Origin of the sequence: Streptomyces sp. NPDC059909 (genome assembly GCF_042730885.1) — a bacterium.
GTDB lineage: Bacteria > Actinomycetota > Actinomycetes > Streptomycetales > Streptomycetaceae > Streptomyces.
Map to the genome: position 1 here is coordinate 1 of NZ_JBHWKX010000105.1, position 18,490 is coordinate 18,490.

Genomic DNA, 18,490 nt, shown 5'->3' on the forward strand with positions numbered 1-18,490 from the left:
GTCGGCCCCACAGGCGCTGACCGGGCGACCGTGAACGATCCCGCCGATCAGGACCTCCCGGCCAGCTGACGGTTACTGAGACGCGCTCCTAGCCGTGCTGCGCGGGGCTCGACGGATCGTGCTCCGGCGGTGGGATGACGAGGACTTGGTGCTCACCACGGCCTCGCGGGCCGAGCAGGACCAGGAGGTGGCGGGTGCGACTCGCCGCATGCTCGTTGAGATGATGCGCACCGCGGACGGCCGCCGCCTCGTGATGGACGTCCTGCCCGCCGCCTTCCCATGGGTGCGCTACCTCCCGGCCCACGAGACGAGACAGTTCGCCATCGAGCTGGCCAAGGCCCTGGGCGCGGCCGCCGCACTAGAGAACACCGCGGCCATCGCACAGCTGCTCGCCGAGTGGCGCCACACCGCCGAGGTGTATGCCGACCCCGAGCTCCACGCCACGCTCACCACCGACTCCAGAGCGGACCACGGACCCGTGCCGGAGACCGCAGCTCCCTAGCCCGTGCGCCCGGGCGTAATCGTGCTTGCCACCAGGCCGCGTCCGTGCGCACGTTGGTGGAAAAGATGCTGTGATGTGACGGTGGCTGCGGACGTGTCACCGACATCGGACCCGGTGCGCTGCACTGGTGCCGGGAGGGCGGTGGGCCTCGGTGCTGAAGAGGCTTCGCCTCCCATACACCGCCTGACGAGGCTGTGTCGGCGTCGGTTGAACCGGGTTCGGGCACGGATTCCGCGAAGTCGATCGTGCTGCTCTGCGCCGGTGACGCTCCGTCATCGGCGGGCTGGATGCTGGCGGCGTGCGAGAAGATCTTCTTTCTGCTCGCGCATCTGGCGGGAGTGCGGCTCGAGTGCAAGGACGTGCGCGATGGCCGCGTGGTGAGCAAAGCGTCGACGCCAGAGCACGTCTCGGTGCCCTGCCCGGACTGCCGAGCGCCGCCGGACCGGGTCCACAGCCTGTACGGACGGCGCCTGGCGGACACGCCGAGCGGCGGGCAGGGCGTCGTGATCGACCTGTCGGTGCGCCGACAGTTCTGCGACAACGGCGAATGCCCGCGGGTTCACACCGTTCGGATCACCGGCCGTAGCGCCTCGGATACAGTCCCTGCTTGTGTGATGATCGACGACCGAACGGGGGACGTATGCGAAGGCCTTGGATTGCGCAGGTAACGTGCGCGCTGTTTGCTACGTCGTTACTGGTGGCCTGCTCAGAGAACGGACCTCGGCAAACAGGCAACGAGCCCGCGGAGGCGAAGCCTTCCGCACCGGCCCGGCAGGTGTTCGACCCTCCCGTGCGCTTCGCGGATGCCACTGAGCATCGCGTTGAGGTGCCGGGCGCGGCCCAGCCGAGTACCGCCAGCATCGATGAGTCACGGCCTGCCGTAACCCTGCACGACGGCACCGCCTATGTGACCGCGGCGGAGGGTCTGCGGGCAGTTGACACCGTTACAGGCTCGACACGCTGGACGGCACCCACCAAGTACCAGGCGGAACAGGACGGCTTCGGCACCCTCAGGGCCGCCCCACGGATCGTTGCGCATGGCGCCCGCGCGATGGTCTTCGCGGCGTGGGAGCGCACCGTGCCGGGTGAAGGCACATCCCCCTCTCGGTCCGTGATCGAAGTCCTCGGAGTTGACGCGGCCACTGGCAAGACTCGGTGGCACGTCGAAGTCGAACCCGACCCGTCGCGTGGGGACGATGACCTGGCGGCCGACGGGATCCTCGCGCCGAAGATCGCGGCCGCCGACGATGCCACCGTGGTCCTCACCGCCCAGGAGACGACCTACGCGTTCGACCGCGGCACTCAGGCGCTGCGGTGGAAGAAGCAGCGCTTCCATGCCGTCACGATGGCCGGCGGGGTCATCGCCGGCGCGGCAGCTGAGGGATACGACGACCGCCGGATCACGGGGCTCGATGCTGCTAGCGGCAAGCAGCGGTGGAATTCCTCGCGCGGCGCCGGCACGAACGCCGCATCCCCGGCCGGGCCAGGGCTCCTCGCCGCCGACGGGGAAGCCCAGCTTCTCATCCTCGACGCCGCCACCGGAACCACGCGGGCCACGCATCCCCACACCGCTCGGCACTATGAGCCGTGGCGGTGCAGATACGACGCCCGCGCTGTCGTGGTGTGCTGGGACCCCTTCGGCGGCCAGCCGAACGCCCTCGTCGCCTTCGACAGCACCACGGGCAGCAAACTGTGAGACTTCGCCCACAGCGCCCAGCGCACGGTGCCCAACGTGGGCGCTGTATGGCACGGCGCCGTCTACGGGGTCACCACCGACGGTCCTGTCATCCTCGACGCCCGCACCGGCAAGGACCGCGAAGTCCGGCCAGGAGCCGTCCCGTTCGAAGTCGACCAGTACGGTGGCCTGACCGTCTCGGAGGGCACCATCTCTTTTGTCACCGCAACCAAGTGAGGCGCCGCCAGTCGGCTACTTGTGGGACTGCCATATGGAGCTGGCGGGGAGCGTCTCTCGAGCGGGTGCACGTTTCCTTCTCGGAGCACGCCGCATGGGAGATAAAGCGGCCCGCGATCCAGGCCGAAAACCCCCGCCATAACAAGACCGGCCACGGGATCGCCCCGGACGGGCACCACGTATCGCGAGACCCGGCCCGGGTTCCGCATTACTTGGTTCCTGCGGCGCCTACAGCTCCAAGACGCCTTCGCCAGGCAGCACGAGGCCGACGAAGGGTGGGCGTTCTGACACGCGTGTCTGCCTACACTCCGACCGCCCACGCCATGGCTGGCGCGTCTGCAAGGCCCGAGAGGAAGCTCCCGCTCGCCATCAGATCAGGGAGTGTCGCCCCGCCAGTCCCAGCAGCGCGGGTCACCTGCGCGTGGGCCATAGAGTGCATGGCCGCCGGCGCCGAACGACCCGATCTCCGTGCTGAGTGCCGCTCCGTCGCGCAGCTGATCCTCGGGCCAGCCGGTCACGTCGAGCAGTAGGCCGTCCAACGGGCCTGCGACCAGTTCGCGGTACTGGTGACCTGCCCGCGGACCTGGGTTGGGGTCATCGTGGTCACTGCCGTAGACCCTTCCGCGCATCAGCTCGTCCATGCCGCCCAGCCTCGCATCTGCCACTGACAGTGGGCGCCGTGGCGGCTACGTCAGGGGCGGAGGGTCGCCTTGAGCGCGCCGTTGATGGCGACCGCGTCACCGTCGCTCACCTCATTCCGGCTGTTGCTGAACAGGGCCTTCTCCGATGCGTCAGCGCTTCCCGCCGCCCGTGATGGTGGAGAGCTGGTTGCGGCACGCTCCTCGCGGACCCGCCCCGCCCTCGCCGTCCTGCGCGACTGTGGGCCCGGGCGGCAGCCAGCCCTTCTGCCGCAGGGTCGGTGCGCGCATGCTGCACCACCGCGAGCAGTACACCCGGTGCATGGAGTCGGGCAGGGGCTGAGCGCACACCAGACAGTGGCCGGGCGGAATGACGGGCGCCAGGCGCTCAAGGAGACGACAGACGCGGTCTTCCTCTTCAGAGCCGTGCGCGACGACGTCGGCTGTGCAGCCCGCCAGGAGCTCGGCAAACGCGGCGCGGAAGGCAGCCAGCTCGCGGCGGCGTGTCCCGAGCAGGTCCAGGTACTCCTCCACGGACCAGTTGGTGAGAACGCCGGAGCGGGAGAGGTAGAGGCCCAGGGTGTCGATCCGGTACTGGTCGGCAGTGTCGAGGAGCAGGTAGCCGAGGAGTTGCCAGGCGACGTTCTTGCGGAGGGTGTGCGGGTGCTTGGTGCTCTTGAAGTCGATGAGCAGTCCGTCGACGACCAGGTCGGCGTCCGCGGTGATGCGGGCGCCCGGGAAGGTCGGTCCTCCCGTGCAGTCGGCTGGCCAGGTGCGGGCGCGCAGGGCGTTGAGAGGTCCGTCGGCGGCCTTGTAGAGCTGGGCAACGACATCGGTGACCATGTCGCGGTGCGGGAGCTGCAGCAGCCGCTGCAGGGTGAAGGCGCCGGGGTCCTCCAGCGCCTTGATGAACAGCGGTGTGTAGGTGAAGCCGGTCCAGTTGCGGTAGGCGATCTGGTACCAGGCCGCGGCGATGAGGAGCCGGGCGAGATCCTCCTCTTCGTCGTGTGCGCGGTCCATCGGGGTGTCGCGGTTGTCGAGGTCCAGTCGGTGGACGGTCTCCGTCAGGCGAGCGGCCAGCTGATTGCCGACGGCGCGCATCCGCAGGCCCGCGCCGGTGCGGCCGGTGATTTCAATGCCGGTCAGCGCGGCCTCGTCGACGGGCGCGACCGTGGTGAAGGAGAGCCGGAGCCGCTGGTCGATCGCGGTGCCGACCTCCGTGCCACCCCGCTTCCACCAGTCCCTTCCCCGACGGCCGGCAACTCGGGTTCCAGGGGATGCGCCACGGCGTCGCAGATCTCGGCGGACGTCGACCAGGTCCACACCGGCGCCAGGCGTCCGCCCGCGGCGCCCCAGCCAGCCGCCGTCGAAGGGGCCTGCTGCGGCGCCGCGCCGCTTCACGCCGAGCGGGCGGCGCCAGAAGCTCCCAGGCGGTGCACGACACGATCACCACGGCAACGGCCGCCCGTCGCGGAAGAAGCCGCCGGTGGGGCCGGAGCCGGCAGAGTCGCCGCCCAGACGACACGCGCCGCGCCGTCCTCGACGGGGCCGCCGCCCGCGCCGCCCATGTCCGTGGCAATCCAGCGCGGGCACACGGCGTTCACCAGGACGTCTTCCGCGCGAAGTTCGTCGGCGGCCTTGCGCGTAAAGGCGTTCAGGGCCGCTTTCGAGACGCCGTACGCCGGGTTCCGCCGGTCATCCTCGGCAGGGAACCCGACTCGCTCGAAACGTTGACCACCCGCGGATGCGTGGACCGGCGCAGAAGCGGGAGGAACACCTGCAGCATCCGCCAGGCACCGAAGAGATTGGTCTCCAGCGTGCGGCGCACCTCGTCGAGATCGACGTCGACCGCGCGGTCGGCCGTGTCGTAGTTGATCGCGGCGTTGTTGCCCAGGACGTCGAGCCGCCCGAACTCGACGTCCACAGACCGTTCGAGGGCGCGCAGGTCGTCGGCCTTTGTCACGTCCAGCCGACGCGGCACGACGGCGCCCGGGAGTCCGGTCAAGCCGACGGCGGCCCGTTCTACATCCTCGAGCCGTCTGGCGCACCGCAGGACGACGTGGCCGAGCGCGGCGAGCTGACGTGCGGTCTCCAGACCGATGCCACGGTTGGCGTCGGTGACGAGCGATACCGGTGGGACGGCGGTCATGTTGTCTCCTGATCGGACGTGGCAGGCGAGCGACGGACGCATCCACTGGATCCACCGTGCGCACCGGGGCTACGCCCTTGCCTTCCGGCGTCACCCCGCGCCACGCCCCGCGGCCCCATGATCGGCAAGACGACACCAACCCCAGGACGTCACAGGGGCTACGGCTGCAGGTCCTCGCAGGGAGCAGGGGCCCTGGCTCCGCGTCTGTTCGGATCGACGACCCGTCCGCACCGGATCGGCCAGGAGCCCTCGCTGTACCGGTGGCGACGGCTCCTGGGGTCGATGTCGGATGGCTACGGGACGGGTTCGGTCTTGCTGGCCACCAGGCGGCCGGCTTCGAACCCTTCAACGCGGGCCGACTGCGCCGCGCCCGTATCGGGGACCGTCACGTCCGCCTGGCCGTCGGAGAGGTCGACGGATGCACGCGGTCGCTGGTCGAGGTAGACATCGACTCGATCGACGTTGGTGGCTTTGACCTTGAGCCGCAGCCCACCGTCGACGGACACAGCGTCGGTGATGGACACGGCGTGTGGGATCAGGCTCTTCAGATGCCGACCGGCACGCTCGAGGAGATCGGCGTTGTCCTCGATGAGGTCTCGGCGGGTCATCTGGTGGCGTTCGTCGGGGGTGATGCCGAGGTCTTCCACGGGGGCGCCGGACTGGGCGCCGACACGCAGGGTACGGCGGATCGATACGCGCATGCCGGCTCCCTTGGGCAGCGGCACGTACGGCGTGGCCGTGTCATCCTGCAGGAGCAAGGAGAGCAGCCGGTGGGTCCAGACGTTGGCGCCACCGGCGCCGGTGTTCTCGTCGGTGCCGAGGACGGGTCCGATCCGGTGGTCCTGGAAGCCGGCCGCGAAGATGTCGGTGGCCGAATAGCAGCGGGCGTTGGTGATGAGGACAACCGGGCCGAAGTACTGCTGCCCGATGGCGTTGGCGCCGTCTTCCGGGGTAATGGGGAAGGCGCCGGAGAAGGCGGCGCCGATCTCGACAGCCTGATCCATGGAAGCGACCCAGGGACCGAGGTCGATGAGTGGGTCACGCTCGTGTGCGCGGCAGATCCGCAAGTTGAGAGGTGTGGTGATGAACTGCACCGGCTCGGGGACAACCCGTCGGGGAGTGAGGACCTGCAGCGCGAACTCCGCTGCATGGATGTGGCCGCCGCCGTTGTCACGGACGTCCACGATGAGCCCTCGGTCCGGCAGCTGCCCGATGAGGCGGACGAACTCGTTGACGAACGCCACCGGGTCATCGACGTTGAACGTAAAGATGCGGATGTGGCCGAAGGTGCCGGACGACGTCCGCACCTCCCGGGCCTTGAACACCCTGGGCATGGTGGTGGCAACCTCGCCCTGACGCAGCTCCGGGATCGATTCACCGGCCTGGAGAGCGTGCTCCTGGGCGACGATACGGGGTGCGAACAGCATGACCTTGGCCCGGCCGGCTTCGTCTGCGTCGAGGTCCAGACCCTGAGAGGCGGCGGCGGCGCTGACGGTGTCCGCGTCGACGAACGCGGGCAGATTGTCCACGATCCGCCAGTTCTCCCGTACTTCACGCTTCGTACGGCCGTCATCGCTGTCGATGTAGGTGACGGTGACCCACTCCTCGAAAGGCGGCAGGTGCATGGCCAGCGGCCGCACCGTGAGCGACTGCACACCACGGCTGCGGCGGGCTGCGGTGTTACTGCCGGCGAAACGGACCGCGTTCAGGTCGACCGCATCGGCGATGGGGATGCCGCTCCAGTGCGTGATCTCGGCGCCAGGTCCGAAACCCGGTGCGGAGAAGCCCTGGGCCACATGGGTGACCATGAACCTGGTCTCCTGCTGCTCGGTGTACTGCTCGATGAGGAAAGGAAGGAAGGCGATCTTCCCGGCGAAGGGGTTGGGCAGCAGATAGTTGGTGTGGAGGTCCCTGACCGAATGGAAGATCTCTGACATCTCGGCATGGAAGAGCCACTCCCGGGGCATGGTCTGCGGCGTCTGCCGCTCCAGGCGCCGCCGCAGGACTCGCAAGCGCTGAACAGGGTTCACGGCGTGCATCGCCACCTTCAGCGGCAGATGGACGTAGTTCTGCTCCAGCAGGACCAGTGCCTGATCGACGATGAGCCGGCGCTCCTCCAGCGTCAGGGTGCCCGCCCCTTGGAGGAAAGTGCTCAATGGCGTTGAGGCAGCCAGATGGTCGCGGACTGGTTCTGCGGCCCGCTCGATGAAGTCAGGTCTGGAGTCGTCAGCAGGGCTCGTCATCATGCCTCCGGGAAGGTGACGGGGATTCAGGCTGTCGCCGTCAGTTATCCGGCGACGCCCACGAAGCAAGTCGTCACACGCGCCGATTTCGCTGGATCGGATGCACGCATTGCCTTCACAAGGAGACACCGAGGTCACACCCGGCCGTTCCGCCGCCACTGCCGGGGCGAGCCATTGGGTGCGGTCGGTCGACGACATGCAGCGCCGCCTCGCGACGCTTGATTGAAAGGGCCGGGTGGGTGGCGCGGGCGGAGACCGACAGAGCCACCATCGCGCGTCCCGTACATGACCTGTGCCGCCCTGCTGGTCACCCAGCGCACGGCTCCGCAACAGGCGCTCCAATGCTTCGGCCGGCCGCCGCCGCGGGTGAAGCGCCGCAGCATCTGCCCGGCCTCGGGGGCCAGCGGAGCGCGGTGGTGTACTCACGATCCGGTCGTACTGCTCGCGGACCAGGCCCCATCGCTGATCCACCGTTGATGCCACGCCGGCAGCACCACCGTGCCGAGCACGCTTCCCGGCCGCAGCCCGCCCGGGCACTGTCATGTCCCCTCGCCGTTGGTCATCGGCCGGCGAGGGGCGGCTTTCCTCGACAGCGCATTGCGCGCAGCGCACTTGCTGAGGCGATGCCCTCATCCGCACAAGAGTGAGCAACTAGCAGAAAAGAGACTTAACAGATTAAGCACCCATACCATCCGAGGCGCATTGACTTGCTGAAAGGCGAACCTCAAGATGTGAAGCGTTTAAACCGGTTCAAGTCCTGGTCATGCAGTCGCTGAACGCCATTACCGGCGGTGTGGGCGCGGCATTTCCGGTGCTACGGGCGGCGCTGCTTCACAGTGCGCGTCCGGAACCTTGCGGAACCCGCAGTGATCATGAGTTCGCCCGCCAGGACACGACAGGAGTCGCGCATGTCCCGCCGCCCGACGATCGCGGATGTGGCCACGTTGGCCGGGGTTTCCCGCGCGACCGTTTCCTTCGTCCTCAACGATCGGCCCGGTGTGGCCGTCGCCACTCAGCAGCGTGTCAGGGCGGCGGCCGAGAAGCTGGGGTGGACTCCGAGCCGTAGTGCGCGGGCGCTGTCCACCGGCAGGGCCCACGCCGTCGGGCTTGTCCTGAGCCGCGAACCGGAGCTCATCGGCACCGACCCCTTCTATCCGGCGTTCATGGCGGGCATCGAGTCGGCGATCTCCGAGACCGGCGACGGTCTGATGCTGCATGTGTGCCGCCCTGGCGACGAGGAGGCGACCTACCGCCGGCTCGAGGCCGACCGGCGGGTGGACGGTGTGTTCCTCACCGACCTGCGCGTGGACGACCCGCGACTGAAGCTCGTTGCCGAGCTCGGTCTGCCCGCCGTCGTCGTGGGAGCCGTCGAGGGCAGCACGCAACTGCCGACGGTGAACCTGGACGACCGCCCCGTGATCCGCCGCGCCGTACACCACCTCGTCGAACTGGGGCACCTCGACATCGCCTATGTGACCGGCCCGGAGGAGTTCGTGCACGCACGGCGCCGCCGCCAGGCGTGGGCCGACGCGCTCGCCGAGGCGGGACTGCCGGCGGGGCCTGTCCTGCCCGGAGGATTCACCGCCGAGGGAGGAGCTCGGGCGACCCAGGCGCTGCTGGCCCGAAGCGCTCCGCCCACAGCCATCGTGTACGGCAACGACCTGTCGGCCACGGCCGGTATGGCCGTCGCCCAGGAAGCCGGCCTGCGCCTGCCCGAGGATATTTCGATAGTCGGATTCGACGACGTCCCCCTCGCCTCCTGGACCCTTCCTTCACTGACGACCTGCCGTGCCAATCCGACGTCCTGGGGCCGGGCCGCGGCGCTGGCGCTCGTCGAGGTCATCGAGCGAGGCGCCGCCGATGACGTCGAACTGGAACCCGCGACGCTGCACATACGGGGCTCGACCGGCCCAGCGCCCGTCCGCGAGGCCGCCCCATGACCGACGGCCTTCGGCCGCCCACGACTTTGTTCTCCTCAGGAAGGTGCTCTTCGCACGTCACGCGACGCCGATGACCGCCTGTTGACCCCATCCAGTGAGAAATGGAACCTCCAATGAAGAAGGCTTTCCTCGCGATAGTTCCCGCGGCCGCCCTGGCCCTGACCGCATGCGGCGGCGGATCGGAGTCCGGCAGCGCATCGAACGACGCACGCGGACCGATCAAGATCTGGTACTCCAACAATGCGCAGGAAGTCGCCTGGGGGAAGAGCATGGTGGCGGCCTGGAACGCCGCTCATCCCAATGAGAAGGTGACCGCCCAGGAGATCCCCGCGGGCAAGAGTTCCGAGGAGGTCATCGGCGCTGCGATCGCTGCCGGCAACGCGCCGTGCCTGGTCCTCAACACCGCTCCGGCCGCGGTGCCCGGCTTCCAGAAGCAGGGCGGTCTGGTCGCGTTGGACGAATTCCCCGGTGCCAAGGAGTACCTGCAGTCGCGGGTCGGGGACCGGCTCGCGCAGTACGCCTCCCCTGACGGCAAGTACTACCAGATGCCGTGGAAGAGCAACCCGGTCTCGATCATTTACAACAAGGACATCTTCAAGAAGGCCGGGCTCGACCCCGAGAACCCGAAGCTGTCGAGCTACAAGGACTTCCTGGAGACCTCGCGCAAGCTGGTGAGCGCCGGCGGGGTGAAGGCAGCCATCTGGCCGGCTCCCACCTCCGAGTTCTACCAGTCCTGGTTCGACTACTACCCGCTGCTCGCGGCCCAGACCGGCAAGCAGCTGGTCGAGGGCGGCAAGGCGCAGTTCGCCTCGCCGGAGGGCCTGAAGGCCGCGGAGATGTGGAAGACCATGTACGCCGAGAAGCTGGCTCCGAGGGAATCCTTCAACGGTGACTCCTTCGCCGAGGGCAAGGCGGCCATGGCCACCGTCGGCCCGTGGGCCATTTCCGTCTACGGCGACAAGGTGAAGTGGGGCGTCGCCCCCGTGCCGACGGCCGACGGGACGCCGGCCAAGGGCACCTTCAGCGACCAGAAGTCCATCGGTATGTACTCCTCGTGCGAGAACAAGGCGACGGCCTGGGACGTCATCAAGTTCGCCACCAGCAAGGAGCAGGACGGCAAGCTCCTGGAGGCGACCGGCCAGATGCCGATGCGCCAGGACCTGCTCGGCGCCTTCCCGGACTACTTCGCCAAGAACAAGGACTACGAGTTCTTCGCGAAGCAGGCCGAGCACACGATCGAGTCCCCCAACGTTCCGAACTCGGTGGAGATCTGGCAGACCTTCCGCGACGCCTACACCAAGGCCGTCATCTTCGGCAAGGGTGACCTGAACGCCACGTTCCAGGACGCCGCCGGCAAGGTCGAGAAGCTCGCAGAGGGTCAGTAGCCGGCCATGTCCTCCACACAGCTCGAGACCCGGCGCTCCCGCCGTGCTCCTCACGGAGCCGGGAGGAGCACGGCGGAGCACAGGCAGCCCCTGTGGCGGCGGCTGGGGGGCCGCCAGCCCATCGGGACGCTGATGGTCTCTCCGTATCTGCTCTACCTGGCCGCCGTGTTCGTGTACCCACTCGGCTACGCCGTGTGGATCTCGTTCCACGACTACTTCTTCACCGCCCCCGGGGTGCAGGTCGACCGGCCGTTCGTGGGACTGGACAACTACGTCGCGGTCCTCTCGGACCCCGCCGTGTGGCGCTCCTTCACCAACATCGCCGTCTTCCTCGTCATCAACGTTCCGCTGACGGTGGTGAGCTCGCTAGTCCTCGCCAGCGCGCTCAACAAGAAGCTGCGGGGCCGCTCCTTCTTCCGGACGGCCTATTACATCCCCTACATCACGGCCAGTGTCGCGGTCGTGGGTGTGTGGCTGTTCCTGTTCAACACCAATGGCGTGGTCAACAAGGCCCTCGGGCCTCTCGCGCCGGATCCCTCGTGGCTGGTGAACTCCACGCTGGCGATGCCGCTCGTCGCGGTCTTCGTCGCCTGGAAGCAGTTGGGCTTCTTCGTGGTGCTGTATCTGTCGGCGCTGCAGAACGTGCCCAACGAGCTGTACGAGTCGGCGGCGATCGACGGTGCCGGGAAGTTCCGCATCTTCCGGTCGATCACGGTGCCCGCGGTACGCCCCGCCACGCTGCTGGTGCTCATTCTGGCCACGGTGACCGGCGCCAACCTGTTCACCGAGCCCTACCTGCTCACCAGCGGCGGCGGACCCGACGGAGCGACGACATCGCCGGTCCTCCTCATGTACCAGCGAGGTCTGCAGCAAGGGCATCCCGACGAGGCCGCCGCCATCGGCGTGATCCTCGTGGTCCTGATCACCGCCATCTCGCTCGTCTACCGCCGCTTCACGGAGAGGGACTGACATGAGCGTCGACGTCGCACCCTCCTCCGCAAAACGGCGCAAGAGCCTGTCGGAAGAGGCCGGGAGGGGCCCCCTGTCGATCGGGTCGAAGATCGCGCTGCTCGTCGGAGCCTTCGCCTTCCTCTTCCCCTTCTACTACATGATCATCGGCTCCCTGCAGGAGGAGCCGGACTCCAGCCCGGCGGGGGCGTTCCCCGACCCCGGCAACCTGACGCTGCACAACTACAGTGAGATCAACTCGGCCATCTCGCTGGGGCGCTCGTTGGTGAACTCGGGAATCTTCACCGGCGGTGTGATCATCTGCACCACCGTCTTCGGGCTTTTCGCCGGATACGCGCTGGCGCGCCTGCACTTCCGCGGCCGCGGCTCGACCTTCGCCCTCGTGCTTCTGGTCCAGGTCGTGCCCTTCCAGTTGCTGATCATTCCGCTGTACGTGCTGATCGTGCGGAACTACGGTCTCGCCGACTCCTACCTGGGCATCATCCTGCCCTTCGCGATCAACACCAGCGCGGTCTTCATCTTCCGGCAGTTCTTCCTGCAGCTGCCGCCCGCCATGTTCGAGGCGGCCCGCATCGACGGCGCCTCGGAACTGCAGATCCTGTTCCGCATCGCGGTGCCGCTCTGCAAGCCGGCACTGATCTCCGTGGTGCTGCTCAGCTTCACCGGGCCCTGGAACGAGTTCCTCTGGCCGTTCCTGGTGACCAAGGACGCCGAGATGCAGCCCCTGGCCGTCTCGCTGGCCAACTACATCAGCACCGTCTCCTCGGCCGCCGCCAACCCCTTCGGCGCGATCCTGGCCGGAGCGTGCGTCCTGGCGGCTCCCGCGGTGGCGCTCTACATCGTGTTCCAGAGCCGCTTCTCCTCCACTGACATCGATTCCGCCACGAAGGGCTGAACCCTGTGACCCACAGCACCGCCAACCCCGTTCCGTACCGCCTCACCCGGGTCGGCGTCGTCATGTCCCCGCTCCCCGGCGAAACCTTCGAGGTGGAGGGCGTGCTCAACCCGGCCGCCGGCCGCACCCCTGACGGCACGCTCCACCTGCTGCCGCGGCTCGTCGCCGAGGGCAACGTCTCCCGCGTGGGCCTCGCCGAGGTCGTCGTCGAGGACGGCGTCCCCACCGGTGTCGAGCGCCGCGGTGTCGTCCTCGCCCCCGACGAGGGCTGGGAGCGTGGCAAGAACAACGCCGGTGTCGAGGACCCCCGCATCACCTGGATCGAGGACCTCGGCCGGCACGTGATGTCCTACGTGGCGTACGGCCCGCTCGGGCCCAAGCCGGCGCTTGCCGTCTCCGAGGACCTGGTGAAGTGGGAGCGCCTCGGCCCGATCCAGTTCGAGTACCAGTCCGACCTGGACACCGACCTCAACCTCTTCCCGAACAAGGACGTCGTGCACTTCCCCGAGCCCGTGCCGGGTCCGGACGGCGAGATGTACTACGCCATGCTGCACCGCCCGATGTGGGACCTGGGCTGGTTCCGCCCCGGTGAGGGCGTTCACCTGCCCGCCGGCGTGACGGACGAGCGCCCCGGCATCTGGATCTCCTACGTCCCGGTCGACGAGGTCAAGCAGGACATCCGTGCGCTGGCCCGGCCGCGCCACCACCGCCTCGTCGCGCTCTCCGAGTACCCCTGGGAGGAGCTGAAGATCGGCGCGGGTCCGGCCCCGATCCGGGTGGAGGAGGGCTGGCTGCTCATCCACCACGGCGTCTCCGGCAACATCGAGGACCCCTTCGCCCAGGTGCAGACGGTCCACTACGCGGCCGGCGCCATGATCCTCGACCCGGCCGACCCGGCCAACGTGGTGGCCCGCACCACTGAACCGCTGATGGCCCCGGAGACCGAGGAGGAGCGCTCCGGCACCGTGCCCAACGTCGTCTTCCCGACCGCCATCGAGGAGATCGACGGCGTGCGGTACGTCTTCTACGGCATGGCCGACGCGCACATCGGCGTCGCGCGCCTGGACCGGGCCGAGTGAGCATCGCACCGCAGGCCGGCCGCGGCTTCGGGCTGGCGCTGATCGGCTGCGGCGGCTTCGGCGCCTATGTGCTGGACGCGGTGCGGGACATCCCGGGCCTGCGCATCGTCGCCTGCGCCGACCCCGACGCCGACCGCGCCCGCGCGCTCGCCGAGCGGCACGGCGCGGCCGTCCACGCCACCGTGGAGGAGGTCGTCGCACGCCCGGACGTCGATGGGGTGGCCCTGGCCACCCCACCGGCCGCCCACGCCGAGGCGGCCGTCATCGCCCTGCGCGCGAGCAAGCACGTCTTCTGCGAGAAGCCCATGGCCGTGACCCTGGCGGACGCCGCCCGGGTCAAGGAGGAGGCCGACCGCGCTCCCGGCGTGCTCGTCGTCGACCACGTGCTGCGCTACAACCCGATCCTGCGGATGCTGCAGCGGCTCGGCGAGGAAGGGCTGCTGGATGCGCTGCAGCGGTTCGCCTTCGAGAACGACGCCTCCGACGAGGACCTGGGGCCGGACCACTGGTTCTGGGACCCGGCGCACAGCGGCGGCATCCATATCGAGCACGGCGTGCACTTCTTCGACGCGGCCAGGGCCCTGATGGGCAGTGACCCGGTCGAGGTCCAGGGCACCGCGGTGCGGCGACCCGGCGGGCCCGTGGACATCGTGGTGGCCACCGCTGTCCACCCCTGCGGGGCGGTGGCCACCCACACCCACTCCTTCACCCACGCGCACCGCACCGAACGGCAGTTGATGCGGCTGGACTACGGCTTCGCCGAAGCCCGGGTGAGCGGCTGGATCCCCACGTACGCCACCGTCACCGCGTGGACCGATGACGCGGGCGCCGCCCGCTGGGAGCGGCTGCCCGAGCGGGCCGCCGAGCTCCTCCAGGTCCCGGGCCTGCGCCCGCACGGCGAGGACCGCGTCACGGTCTCGGTTGCCCGTGACGCCGGCTCGGACCGCCCGGCCTCCGGCCGCGGCGTCCGGCGCACCGTCCCGCACCGGGTCGACCTCGTGATCGACCTCGGGGGCGAGGCGCGCAAACCGTACGTCTACTCCGAAAGCGTACGGGCGGCCTTCACCGACATGCTGCTCTGTGCGGAGCACGGCGGCACCCCCGTGGCCGACGCCCAGGCCGGCCTGGCCACGGTAGCCGTGGCCGAGGCGGCGACCCGCTCGGCGGAGACCGGTCGCACCGTGCCCGTCACCGTCCCGGCCCCGTCGCCCCGAGGAGAGGCCGCATGAGCACGCTCAAGAGCCCGGCCGTCGGTGCCGGCTTCCCGGGCCCGGCCCTCGCCGGGCCCGGAGTCGGCGCCGCCCATGGTCCGGACACCGCGTGGTGGCGGGACGCCGTGTGCTACGAGATCTATCCGCGCTCCTTCGCCGACAGCGACGGCGACGGTGTGGGCGACCTGGCCGGAGCAACGGCACGCCTCGACCACCTCGGCCGGCTGGGCGTGGACGCGGTGTGGATCACACCGTTCTACCCCTCGCCGCTGGCAGACGGCGGCTACGACATCGCCGACCACACCGACATCGCCCCGGACCTCGGCACCAGGGCCGACTTCGACGCCCTGGTGGCCCGGGCCCACGCCCTGGGCATCAAGGTCCTCGTGGACCTGGTGCCCAATCACACCTCCCACGAGCACCCGTGGTTCAGGGCGGCCGTCGCCACCGCGCCGGGCTCTCGGGCAAGGCAGCGGTACATCTTCCGCCCCGGCCGGGGCGCGGACGGAACGCTGCCGCCCAACGACTGGCAGTCGGCCTTCGGCGGACCGGCATGGACCCGGGTCCCCGACCACGACGGCAACCCAGGTGAGTGGTACCTGCACCTGCACGCCCCGGAGCAGCCGGACCTGAACTGGCGTGATCCGGAGGTCGTCGCCGACTTCGAGCGGATCCTGACCCACTGGCTGGACCGCGGTGTCGACGGCTTCCGGGTCGATGTCGCCCACACCCTGTTCAAAGCCGATGGCCTACCGGACGCAGGACCCGGACAGCACAAGGACATCTTCCGCAACCACCTGATGCCCTACTACGACCAGGAGGAGCTGCACCCGCTCTTCCGCCGGTGGCGCGCTCTACTGGACAACCATCCCGCGCCCGCGGGCGCAGTGGCCCCCCGGGAACGGGTGATGGTGGCCGAGGCCGGCATCTTCGATCCCGAGCGGCTGGCCCGTTACGTCAGTCCCGGCGAGATGCAGCAGACCTTCAACTTCGCCTTCCTGGAGTGCCCCTGGGACGGGGCGACAATGCGCGACGTGGTCGAGCAGTCCGCCGCCTCCATGCAGGCCGTGGGCGCCCCGGTCACCTGGGTGCTCTCCAGCCATGACGCGGTCCGGCCGGTCACCCGCTACGGCGGCAGCACGGTCGGTGAGCGGCGGGCCCGGGCCGCGGCGCTGCTCATGCTCGCGCTGCCGGGCGCCGCCTATGTCTACCAGGGCGAGGAACTCGGCCTGCCGCAGGCCGAGCTGCCCGACGACCGGCTGCGCGACCCCTTGTGGGAGCGCTCCGGACACCAGGAGCGCGGGCGCGACGGCTGCCGAGTGCCACTGCCCTGGCAGGGCGACGCCGCCGCGTACGGCTTCAGCACCGCCGCCGCGGAGGACTGCTGGTTTCCACAGCCGGCCGACTGGGCCGGGCTCTGCGCCCTGGCGCAGGAGGCCGACGGCGACTCGATGCTCGCACTGTACCGATCGGCGCTGCGTCTACGGCGCGCGCACCGGGCCTCGGACGTCGTCCTGAAGCTCGACGGGCCCGACAGTGGCGCATGGTTCGGATTCGAACGCGGCGCGGGTCTGAGGTGCGTGGTCAACTTCGGTGAGCGGCCACTGCCGCTGGACGACGGCGCCGAGGTGCTGCTCGCCAGCGCCCCGCTGGAAGGCCGGACGATCCCGCAGGACACGGCCGTGTGGATGACTTTCAAGGAGAGCAAGAAGTGAGTGACAGGTCCAGCGTTGATCTCTCCGGCCTGGTGAAGGCCTACGACGTCCGCGGCACCGTCCCCGACCAACTGAACGAGGACCTCGCCCGGCTCTTCGGAGCGGCCTTCGTCGAGGTGACGGGCGCGGACGCGATCGTCATCGGCCACGACATGCGCCCCAGTTCCCCGGCACTTGCCCGCGCCTTCGCCGAGGGCGCCGCGGGGCGCGGCGCCGACGTGACCGAGATCGGTCTGTGTTCCACCGACGGACTGTATTTCGCCAGCGGAAAGCTGGGGCGGCCGGGTGCGATGTTCACGGCGAGCCACAACCCGGCCCAGTACAACGGCATCAAGATGTGCCGGGCCGGGGCGGCGCCGGTGGGCGAGGCGACGGGACTGCGCGAGATCCGCGAGCTCGTGGAGCACTGGTCCGCGGGAGAGCCGCTGCCGATCTCCCCCGGCAGGCCGGGCTCCATCACCCCGCGAAACATGCTCCAGGAGTACGCCGCCCACCTCCTGGGCCTGGTCGACCTCACGGCGATCCGGCCGCTCAAGATCGTGGTGGACGCGGGCAACGGCATGGGCGGTCTCACCACCCCCGCGGTCTTCCGCGATCTGCCGGTGGACCTGGTCCCGATGTACTTCGAGCTGGACGGCACGTTCCCCCATCACGAGGCCAATCCACTGGAGCCAAAGAACATCGCCGACCTGCAGCACAAGGTCCGCGAGACCGGGGCGGACATGGGCCTGGCGTTCGACGGCGACGCCGACCGCTGCTTCGTCGTCGACGAGCGGGGCGAACCCATCTCGCCGTCCGCCATCACGGCCTTGATCGCGACCCGGCTGCTGGCCGACCGTCCCGGCAGCGCCGTCATTCACAACCTGATCACATCGCGGGCCGTGCCGGACGCGGTGCGCGAGCACGGCGGTACTCCGGTCCGCACCCGGGTCGGCCACTCGTTCATCAAGGCCGAGATGGCGCGGACCCACGCGGTCTTCGGCGGTGAGCACTCGGCGCACTACTACTTCCGCGACTTCTGGTTCGCCGACACCGGCATGCTGGCTGCCCTGCACCTGATCGCCGCCCTCGGCGGCGATCAGGTACCGCTTTCGGCACTCGTGGCGGAGTACGAGCGCTACGCGGCCTCGGGCGAGATCAACAGCGTCGTCACGGATCAGGCCGGTGCGATCGCCGCCGTACGCGAGGCCTTCGCCGGCCGGAACAGTGTCATCGCCGACGAGCTCGACGGACTCACGATCAGCACCGCGGACTGGTGGTTCAACCTTCGCCCCTCCAACACCGAACCGCTGCTGCGGCTCAATGTCGAGGCCACCGAGGCGGACACCGTCGCCCGGCTCCGCGACGAGGTACTGGCCATCGTTCGTGCCTGATCAAGCCCACAGCCGCGGCGCTTGATCAGGCACGCCGTCGGCGCGAGAGGAACCGCTGAGCCGCTTCCTCCTGCAGTCAGCATCGCGCGGTGGCAGTACCGTTCCGGCCGACCGCCCCGCCCGCGCAGCAAGCCCCGCACCGAAAGCAGCGGCCGGACCTCGGCGCACTCCGCGTCCGTCATGTCCGTCGGGTACCGGCGCTGCCGCTCGGGTCGGTCAGCCGCGTTGCCGTACACGTGCGCGAGGCAATCACACGATGGAGCAGCCGAGTTGGACTGCCCGGCCATCGACACGGAAGACTGCGGCACCGGGGCCTCCTGCTGCTCTTTGGATTCGACACCCACGAGCTGTTCAGCACGATCTAGCGCGGAACCCCGGGCGTTCACGCCCGGGAGGAAGCGCTTCTCTCGATTGCCCTGACCCGTGCTGGACCACGGGTCTGCGCTGTTGTCCTTAGCCAGGACGCTTCTGGTTCTCGA

Annotated in this window: 17 protein-coding genes; 12 read left to right on the top strand and 5 right to left on the bottom strand. The window is 69.3% G+C overall.

The annotated features are described in order from the left end of the window. Positions 1-148 precede the first annotated feature (148 nt). From ACFV9O_RS36335 to ACFV9O_RS36350, 4 genes are all read left to right on the top strand, one after another. Positions 149-502 (top strand): DUF6247 family protein, encoded by a 354-nt coding sequence (locus ACFV9O_RS36335; protein ID WP_385426216.1) that lies wholly within the window; start codon positions 149-151, stop codon positions 500-502. A 194-nt stretch (positions 503-696) separates the two neighbouring features. Further along, positions 697-1,170, top strand: a complete 474-nt coding sequence (locus ACFV9O_RS36340; protein ID WP_385426177.1) for a transposase family protein — start codon at positions 697-699, stop codon at positions 1,168-1,170. A gap of 122 nt (positions 1,171-1,292) precedes the next feature. After that, positions 1,293-2,198, top strand: a complete 906-nt coding sequence (locus ACFV9O_RS36345; protein WP_385426180.1) for a PQQ-binding-like beta-propeller repeat protein — start codon at positions 1,293-1,295, stop codon at positions 2,196-2,198. Between the two features lie 36 nt (positions 2,199-2,234). Next, on the top strand, positions 2,235-2,414 hold the full coding sequence (locus ACFV9O_RS36350) for a hypothetical protein (RefSeq protein WP_385426183.1): 180 nt from the start codon (positions 2,235-2,237) through the stop codon (positions 2,412-2,414). Between the two features lie 374 nt (positions 2,415-2,788). On the opposite strand, the gene ACFV9O_RS36355 is transcribed toward ACFV9O_RS36350, so the two are convergent. The 5 genes from ACFV9O_RS36355 to ACFV9O_RS36375 form a co-directional block, all read right to left on the bottom strand. Further along, the gene (locus tag ACFV9O_RS36355) at positions 2,789-3,055 is read right to left on the bottom strand and encodes a hypothetical protein (RefSeq protein WP_385426185.1); all 267 of its coding nucleotides are present in this window, start codon (positions 3,053-3,055) and stop codon (positions 2,789-2,791) included. Positions 3,056-3,205: 150 nt separating this feature from the next. Further along, the gene (locus ACFV9O_RS36360; RefSeq protein WP_385426188.1) at positions 3,206-4,453 is read right to left on the bottom strand and encodes a hypothetical protein; all 1,248 of its coding nucleotides are present in this window, start codon (positions 4,451-4,453) and stop codon (positions 3,206-3,208) included. Further along, entirely contained in the window at positions 4,450-4,710 is a 261-nt protein-coding gene (locus ACFV9O_RS36365) for a hypothetical protein (protein WP_385426219.1), read from the bottom strand. The genes ACFV9O_RS36360 and ACFV9O_RS36365 overlap by 4 nt, the downstream gene beginning before the upstream one ends. Further along, complete coding sequence (locus tag ACFV9O_RS36370; protein WP_385426191.1) at positions 4,707-5,201, bottom strand: SDR family NAD(P)-dependent oxidoreductase; 495 nt, start codon at positions 5,199-5,201, stop codon at positions 4,707-4,709. The genes ACFV9O_RS36365 and ACFV9O_RS36370 overlap by 4 nt, the downstream gene beginning before the upstream one ends. 293 nt (positions 5,202-5,494) lie before the next feature. Next, entirely contained in the window at positions 5,495-8,077 is a 2,583-nt protein-coding gene (locus tag ACFV9O_RS36375) for a S41 family peptidase (protein ID WP_385426193.1), read from the bottom strand. 275 nt (positions 8,078-8,352) lie between these two features. Between ACFV9O_RS36375 and ACFV9O_RS36380 the strand changes: the two genes are divergently transcribed. The 8 genes from ACFV9O_RS36380 (at position 8,353) to ACFV9O_RS36415 (ending at position 18,011) form a co-directional block, all read left to right on the top strand. Next, positions 8,353-9,384 carry a LacI family DNA-binding transcriptional regulator gene (locus ACFV9O_RS36380; protein WP_385426196.1) on the top strand — a complete coding sequence of 344 codons (1,032 nt, stop codon included), beginning with the start codon at positions 8,353-8,355 and terminating at the stop codon, positions 9,382-9,384. Between the two features lie 113 nt (positions 9,385-9,497). Next, on the top strand, positions 9,498-10,769 hold the full coding sequence (locus ACFV9O_RS36385; protein WP_385426198.1) for an extracellular solute-binding protein: 1,272 nt from the start codon (positions 9,498-9,500) through the stop codon (positions 10,767-10,769). Positions 10,770-10,775: 6 nt separating this feature from the next. Beyond that, a complete protein-coding gene (locus tag ACFV9O_RS36390; RefSeq protein WP_385426201.1) occupies positions 10,776-11,738 on the top strand; it encodes a carbohydrate ABC transporter permease in 963 nt (320 codons plus the stop codon). Position 11,739: 1 nt separating this feature from the next. After that, positions 11,740-12,633: a carbohydrate ABC transporter permease gene (locus tag ACFV9O_RS36395; RefSeq protein ID WP_385426204.1), complete on the top strand. Its 894-nt coding sequence runs from the start codon at positions 11,740-11,742 to the stop codon at positions 12,631-12,633. A 62-nt stretch (positions 12,634-12,695) separates the two neighbouring features. After that, positions 12,696-13,712 (top strand): glycosidase, encoded by a 1,017-nt coding sequence (locus tag ACFV9O_RS36400; protein ID WP_385426221.1) that lies wholly within the window; start codon positions 12,696-12,698, stop codon positions 13,710-13,712. Beyond that, a complete protein-coding gene (locus tag ACFV9O_RS36405; protein WP_385426207.1) occupies positions 13,709-14,941 on the top strand; it encodes a Gfo/Idh/MocA family protein in 1,233 nt (410 codons plus the stop codon). The genes ACFV9O_RS36400 and ACFV9O_RS36405 overlap by 4 nt, the downstream gene beginning before the upstream one ends. Then, positions 14,938-16,638: a glycoside hydrolase family 13 protein gene (locus ACFV9O_RS36410; protein WP_385426210.1), complete on the top strand. Its 1,701-nt coding sequence runs from the start codon at positions 14,938-14,940 to the stop codon at positions 16,636-16,638. The genes ACFV9O_RS36405 and ACFV9O_RS36410 overlap by 4 nt, the downstream gene beginning before the upstream one ends. Further along, positions 16,635-18,011, top strand: a complete 1,377-nt coding sequence (locus ACFV9O_RS36415; RefSeq protein WP_385426213.1) for a phosphomannomutase/phosphoglucomutase — start codon at positions 16,635-16,637, stop codon at positions 18,009-18,011. The genes ACFV9O_RS36410 and ACFV9O_RS36415 overlap by 4 nt, the downstream gene beginning before the upstream one ends. Positions 18,012-18,490: the final 479 nt, after the last annotated feature.

What these genes read in the sequence shown, in the direction of transcription:
- ACFV9O_RS36355 (WP_385426185.1), bottom strand. Translation starts at nt 3,055, where the DNA reads ATGGACGAGCTGATGCGCGGAAGGGTCTACGGCAGTGACCACGATGAC.
- ACFV9O_RS36370 (WP_385426191.1), bottom strand. Translation starts at nt 5,201, where the DNA reads ATGACCGCCGTCCCACCGGTATCGCTCGTCACCGACGCCAACCGTGGC.
- ACFV9O_RS36375 (WP_385426193.1), bottom strand. Translation starts at nt 8,077, where the DNA reads ATGAGGGCATCGCCTCAGCAAGTGCGCTGCGCGCAATGCGCTGTCGAG.
- ACFV9O_RS36380 (WP_385426196.1), top strand. Translation starts at nt 8,353, where the DNA reads ATGTCCCGCCGCCCGACGATCGCGGATGTGGCCACGTTGGCCGGGGTT.
- ACFV9O_RS36385 (WP_385426198.1), top strand. Translation starts at nt 9,498, where the DNA reads ATGAAGAAGGCTTTCCTCGCGATAGTTCCCGCGGCCGCCCTGGCCCTG.
- ACFV9O_RS36390 (WP_385426201.1), top strand. Translation starts at nt 10,776, where the DNA reads ATGTCCTCCACACAGCTCGAGACCCGGCGCTCCCGCCGTGCTCCTCAC.
- ACFV9O_RS36395 (WP_385426204.1), top strand. Translation starts at nt 11,740, where the DNA reads ATGAGCGTCGACGTCGCACCCTCCTCCGCAAAACGGCGCAAGAGCCTG.
- ACFV9O_RS36400 (WP_385426221.1), top strand. Translation starts at nt 12,696, where the DNA reads ATGTCCCCGCTCCCCGGCGAAACCTTCGAGGTGGAGGGCGTGCTCAAC.
- ACFV9O_RS36410 (WP_385426210.1), top strand. Translation starts at nt 14,938, where the DNA reads ATGAGCACGCTCAAGAGCCCGGCCGTCGGTGCCGGCTTCCCGGGCCCG.